This is a genomic window from Adlercreutzia sp. DFI.6.23 (genome assembly GCF_024462535.1).
Classification (GTDB): Bacteria; Actinomycetota; Coriobacteriia; order Coriobacteriales; family Eggerthellaceae; genus Adlercreutzia; species Adlercreutzia rubneri.
On sequence record NZ_JANGBP010000500.1, the window covers coordinates 1 to 302 of the forward strand.

Below are 302 nucleotides of genomic sequence, written 5' to 3' on the forward strand. Positions count from 1 at the left end.
CGGGTGGCGTGGTGATTCTGGGGCTCGCGGAGCGAGCGGGGTTCCAAGGTGTTCCGGGCTTCAAGGCGCGTGCTGTGGCCGACGCGCTTGCCCAGATGTGCGGCGAGAAGAAGGAGCCGCCCGTGCGGGCGTCAGTCGAGATTGTCGAGTTCGAAGGATCGCCTGTGGTGGTGGCCACGGTGCCCGAACTGCCGCCCGAGCTTAAGCCCTGCTTCGTCAAGTCGCGCGCTATGCATGACGGCTCCTATGTGCGTGTGGGGGATGGTGATCGGAGGATGAGCCCCTACGTGGTGGACCGCCTG

At 66.2% G+C, this 302-nt stretch carries 1 protein-coding gene; it reads left to right on the forward strand.

Going from position 1 to position 302, the window contains the following annotated elements; all coding sequences use genetic code 11:
• Positions 1 to 74: 74 nt before the first annotated feature.
• The coding region (locus tag NE591_RS14315; protein ID WP_371130632.1) for a helix-turn-helix domain-containing protein at positions 75 to 302 on the forward strand (228 nt) is incomplete at its 3' end.